We start from the raw sequence: 5,079 nt of genomic DNA, 5'->3' as shown, positions 1-5,079 counted from the left end.
GGACCAGCCCGCGGCGCAGGCCACAGGCTCAGGTGCCAACGATCCGACAGTCGCCGCCGGCTCTGGGGTGGCCACCCCAGAGCCGGCATCCCTCGCGGGACAGGGGCAATCTGACATGATTCGCTAATACAAGGTGCCCGGCGATCGAAGATCGCTGGGCCTCGAAGGAGCCCTCCAGGGATCGCGCGGCTGGCTGGAGGGCTCCTTCGAGGGCTTCGCTTCGCTACGCCACCTCAGGATGAGGGCGTGGGTGGGAGAGGCCAGTCAGACGCCTCCCTAAGCCTTCCCCACCGCCATCAGCGCAAACGCGTAGATCAGCGCCACCTCCTCCAGCCGGTCGAAGCGGCCGGCGGCGCCGCCGTGGCCGGCTTCCATGTTGATCCGGAGAAGGATCGGGCCGCCGCCGGTCATGGTGGCGCGCAGGCGGGCGACCCATTTCGCCGGCTCCCAGTAGGTCACCCGCGGGTCGGTGAGGCCGCCCAGCGCCAGGATCGCCGGGTAGGCCTTGGCGGCGACGTTGTCGTAGGGCGAATACGACAGGATCGTCTCGAAGGCCGTCACGCTCTCGGCCGGGTTGCCCCATTCGGGCCATTCCGGCGGGGTGAGCGGCAATTCCGCGTCCAGCATGGTGTTGAGCACGTCCACGAACGGCACGTCGGCGACGATGCCGGCGAACAGCTCCGGGGCGAGGTTGGCGACGGCGCCCATCAGCATGCCGCCGGCCGATCCGCCATGGGCGACGATGCGTGTCTCCGCCGTATAGCCGGCCGCGATCAGGGCCCGCCCGCAGGCGATGAAATCCGTGAAGGTGTTGGGCTTCTTCTCGCGCTTGCCGTCGAGGTACCAGCGCCAGCCCTTCTCGGTGCCGCCGCGGACATGCGCGATGGCGTAGACGAAGCCGCGGTCGACCAGGCTCAAGAGGTTGGTGCGGAACCCGGCCGGCATCAGCGTCCCGTAGGAGCCGTAGCCGTAGAGCAGGAGCGGCGCCGAGCCGTCCAGCGCCAGGTCCCGGCGGTGCAGGAGCGAGATCGGCACCTGCTCGCCGTCCGGGGCGGTGGCGAACAGCCGGCGGGTGACGTAGGCGGCCGGGTCGTGCCCGCTCGGGAGGGTCTGGCGCTTGCGCAGGGTCCGGTCGCGGCTGTCGCAGGCGTAGTCCCAGGTCTCGGACGGCGTCGTCATGGACGAGTAGACGAACCGGATCGTCGCCGTGTCGAATTCGTGCCCGCCCCGCAGGCCCAGCGCGTACGCCTCCTCGGCGAAGGCGACGGCGTGCTCTTCGCCATCAGTCAGGTCGCGCACGATGATCCGCGGCCGGGCGTTCTCGACCTCGAGGCGGATCAGGTGGCCGGCCAGCAGGTGCAGGTGGCGGATCATCACCCCCGGCCGGTGGGGCACGAGGTCGGTCCAGTTGGCCCGGCCCGGATCGTCCAGGGGGGCGGTGACGATCTTGAAGTCCTCGGCGCCGTCCGCGTTGGTGCGGATGTAGAGGCGGTCGCCGCGATGCTCGACGTCGTAGATCAGCAGCGGCTCGCGGGGCTGCACCAGCCGCAGGGCAGCGGAGGGCGCGTGCCGGTCGAGGAGCCGGACCTCGGAGGTCTCGTGGTCGCTGGCGGTCACGTCCAGGAAAGCGCCGGACTGGGTGCGGCCGATATGGACGAAGTAGCCGGCATCCGGCTCGGTGTAGACGGTCTCGTCTGAGGCTTGAGCAGTGCCGAGGCGGTGGCGCATCACCTTGGCGGGCCGGTGGTTGGCGTCGAGGGCCACGTACCAGAAGCTGTGCCCGTCCGCGGCCCACACCGCCTCGCCGGAGGTCGCCTCGACCCGGTCGTCGCGGTCTAGGCCGGTGGCGAGGTCGCGGACCTTGATCGTGTAGAGTTCCGAGCCCTTGGTGTCGGCGCTCCAGGCGAGCAGGCCGTGGTCGTCGGAATGGACCGCGGCGGCGATCTCGAAGAACGGCAGGCCCTCGCCTTCGCGGTCGCCGTCGATCAGGATCGTCTCGTCCGGGTCGGGGCCGGAATCCGGCACGTTCGGCGAGGTCGACGGGCGCCGGCAGACCAGCGGGTGCTGCCCGCCCTCGCGGTGGCGGGTGTAGTAGGCGTAGGGCCCGTCGGGATCGGGCACGCCGCTCTCGTCCTCCTGGATGCGGCCGCGCATCTCGGAGACCAGAGCTTTGCGCAGGTCGGCGGCGCCGGCGAGGGCGGCCTCGGCGTAGGCGTTCTCGGCCTTGAGGTAGGCGGCGATGTCGTCGGGCAGGGCGGCGGGGTCCTTGAGGACCGCCTGCCAGTTCTCCGCCTTCAACCACGCGTAGTCGTCGACGATCTCCCGGCCGTGGACGCTGAAGCGCCGCGGCCGGATCTCGGCCACCGGTGCCCCGGTCCGGTTTGCAAGAAAGCCGCGCCCGATCTCCGTCATCGTATCTCCCGCCGGGTCCTGTCCGTCCGGTCTGGGGATGTGTCCCGCCGGAGGTCGCGACGCAAGCCGCCGCGACTCCGGAACCGGCCGGAGCCCCGCGGGGCATAACTTTAAGTTAGTAAGAAGGATATCTCTATCTACTTATGGATAGAAAATCCGAGATGGAAGTATCCCTGTACGGACGGATGCGTCGATCCCCGGTAATGTCGTTCTAACTTGTAATACAAATCGTCATGTTGTACCTGTCTACACGGGATCGATTGGTGCACGCGCGGCTCGGGGCCGCTTGCTCGCGCCGGGTACCACTCTGTCCCGATGTGGGCGTCAGGCAATGCTTGGAACGATGAGGGCTGGAGCGGGACGCACGCTATTTCTGAAATCGGGGGGTCTTGTGGTGAGAGAGAACGAGAAAACGATCGACCTCGTCGGTGCGACGGCCGACGTCGTGGCTGCCTATGTCCGTAAGAATGCTATTCCGGTGAGCGAATTGCGGGCGCTGTTCGGCGACGTCCACGCCGCCCTGAAGCGGGTCGCGGAGAGCCACGCTGGGGCGGCGGAACCAGCGGAGCCGGCCGTGCCGGTCGAGGGCTCGGTGACGGCGGATTACATCGTCTGCCTGGAGGACGGCCGGAAGTTCAAGTCGCTCAAGCGGCATCTCCGGTCGAAATACGCGATGAGCCCCGAGCAATACCGCGCGAAGTGGAAGCTGCCCGCCGATTACCCGATGGTGGCGCCGAACTACGCCAAGACCCGTTCCGAACTCGCCAAGGCGATCGGGCTGGGCCGGCCGGACGGGCTCCGGGACGCCGCCTGACGGTACCGGACCGGACCCTCGGGGCATCGCGGGATACCGGGACGATGTCGGGCGTTGAGGTGCGATGGCGCGTTTCGTGCGATGCGGTCGCAACTCCGTCCGGTGCCGAGGTGCTGAGCATGACTGCGTTTCCAGACCCGCAGGATGGTGATCCGGCGGAGGATATCGAGCGGATGAACACCGCGCTCTCCGAATGGGCTGCGCGGTCTGCCGCCGACAGCGCCGCGCTGATCGATCGCTTCGAAGAATTGGGCTACGCGGTCCGCGGCAAGTCCGAGGACGAGATCGCCGAAATCCTTCGCCAGCCACCGACCAGGCCGGACCGGACCTAAATCCGGTTCTAGGTAAAAAAGCCTTGACATCGCGACCGACCCTGCGCTAGTCCGGTGCCGCGAAGCTGCGGACCGTGATTGGAACAAAACATGAACAAACGGGCGAAGGCGAGGCGGCCCAAGGCTGCGGCACAAGGCGCGGCGGCCGGAGCGCCCCTGTCGCCGGAGGCGGCGCGGCTGCTGGCGCGGCTCGGCGAGGCCGGAGCCTATGCCCGGCGCGATCCCCTAAGCGAGGACGGCCTGTTGGTCCGGCGGGGCGGCGACGGGGTCTCGGTGGGCAGCGGGCGGTTTTCGGACAGAGCCGGCCAGGCGCTGGTCGAGGCCGACCTCGCCGCCTGGGACCCGGCCGGTGCGAAGCTGACGATCAGCCCGGCGGGACAAGCACGTCTGCGGCGCCAGCAGGCCCCGGACGGGATGGCCTATCTCGCCCAGCACCACGACCTGACCGTGATCGAGGGGGGCGCCCCGGAGCCGGCTTTGCGGAACGCCTCGGAAAATCCCCTGGCCTGGATGGTCCGGCGCCGGAACGGGGACGGCACGCCGCTGATCGACCCGGCCGCCTTCGAGGCCGGCGAGCGGCTGCGCCGGGACATGACCACGGCCGCCATGCTGCCCCGGATGGGGATCGAGCTCGGCGCCCCCCGCGTCGACGGCGGCGGCGCCCGCGACCCGGCCGCCGCCTCCGATCAGGTGATCGCCGCGCGCCAGCGGGTCCGCGGCGCCCTCGACGCGGTCGGCAGCGACCTGTCGGGGCTGCTGATCGACCTGTGCGGCTTCCTCAAGGGCCTGGAGCGGATCGAGGCCGAGCGCCGCTGGCCGGCCCGCTCGGCCAAGGTCGTGGCCCGTATCGCCCTGGGGCGGCTCGCCGAGCATTACGGCCTGGCGCGCGAGGCGACCGGGCCGGATCACGGGCGGTTGCGGCTGTGGCGGGCGTGAGGGGAGGGGGCCGAGTCCGGCCGAACGCCAACCCAATCCCCGCATCCTGAGGCTCGCTGCGCTGCGGCACCTCAGAATGAGGGCTACGGGCGACACAGGTTTCGACCGTAGCCGCGATCAATGCCGTGGGCGCAGAAGGCGCGGGTCCCCTCTCCCGTGCGGGCTAATGGATTCACAGATCGAGTTCGGCCCTTTTTGCACGACGGCCCGTGCTTCGGCTCCAGCATCGGTGCGGGTATCCCCTCGCCCCGCTTGCGGGGAGAGGGCTTCGGCGACCTTGTCGTCGCCGAAGCGAGGCGGCAGCCGAAGGTGAGGGGGCGGCTCCGGACGCGCGCCTCGTCCTGAACCGCCCACTCACCGCCGCTCCGGCTTCGCCTGCGCTTCCCGCACGGACGACGAGGTCGGTGCGGGCCTCTCCCCGCAAGCGGGGCGAGGGGGCCCGCGCTTCGTCCGCAGATGTGTGAACATCGTAGCGCGCACGGGAGAGGGGGCGCGTGGCGGCTTCACACAACGTGCCGGGAGCAAGCGGTTGAAGCACCGCGCTTTTCCACTCTCCCTTGCGGTGAGGGGCCAGGGGTGGGGGTG

Annotated in this window: 4 protein-coding genes; 3 read left to right on the top strand and 1 reads right to left on the bottom strand. The window is 69.8% G+C overall.

What is annotated here, in order from left to right; all coding sequences use genetic code 11:
- Positions 1 to 276 precede the first annotated feature (276 nt).
- A complete protein-coding gene (locus MKL20_RS17755; protein ID WP_244037774.1) occupies positions 277 to 2,412 on the bottom strand; it encodes a S9 family peptidase in 2,136 nt (711 codons plus the stop codon).
- Between the two features lie 394 nt (positions 2,413 to 2,806).
- Between MKL20_RS17755 and MKL20_RS17750 the strand changes: the two genes are divergently transcribed.
- The 3 genes from MKL20_RS17750 to MKL20_RS17740 all read left to right on the top strand — a co-directional run bounded on the left by MKL20_RS17750 (position 2,807) and on the right by MKL20_RS17740 (position 4,494).
- Positions 2,807 to 3,226 (top strand): MucR family transcriptional regulator, encoded by a 420-nt coding sequence (locus tag MKL20_RS17750; protein ID WP_409568165.1) that lies wholly within the window; start codon positions 2,807 to 2,809, stop codon positions 3,224 to 3,226.
- Between the two features lie 119 nt (positions 3,227 to 3,345).
- On the top strand, positions 3,346 to 3,558 hold the full coding sequence (locus tag MKL20_RS17745; protein ID WP_244037775.1) for a hypothetical protein: 213 nt from the start codon (positions 3,346 to 3,348) through the stop codon (positions 3,556 to 3,558).
- A gap of 90 nt (positions 3,559 to 3,648) precedes the next feature.
- The gene (locus MKL20_RS17740) at positions 3,649 to 4,494 is read left to right on the top strand and encodes a DUF6456 domain-containing protein (RefSeq protein WP_244037772.1); all 846 of its coding nucleotides are present in this window, start codon (positions 3,649 to 3,651) and stop codon (positions 4,492 to 4,494) included.
- Positions 4,495 to 5,079: the final 585 nt, after the last annotated feature.

Origin of the sequence: Methylobacterium sp. E-066 (assembly GCF_022829635.1) — a bacterium.
Lineage (GTDB): Bacteria > Pseudomonadota > Alphaproteobacteria > Rhizobiales > Beijerinckiaceae > Methylobacterium.
This window is presented reverse-complemented; position numbering and strand designations above follow the sequence as displayed.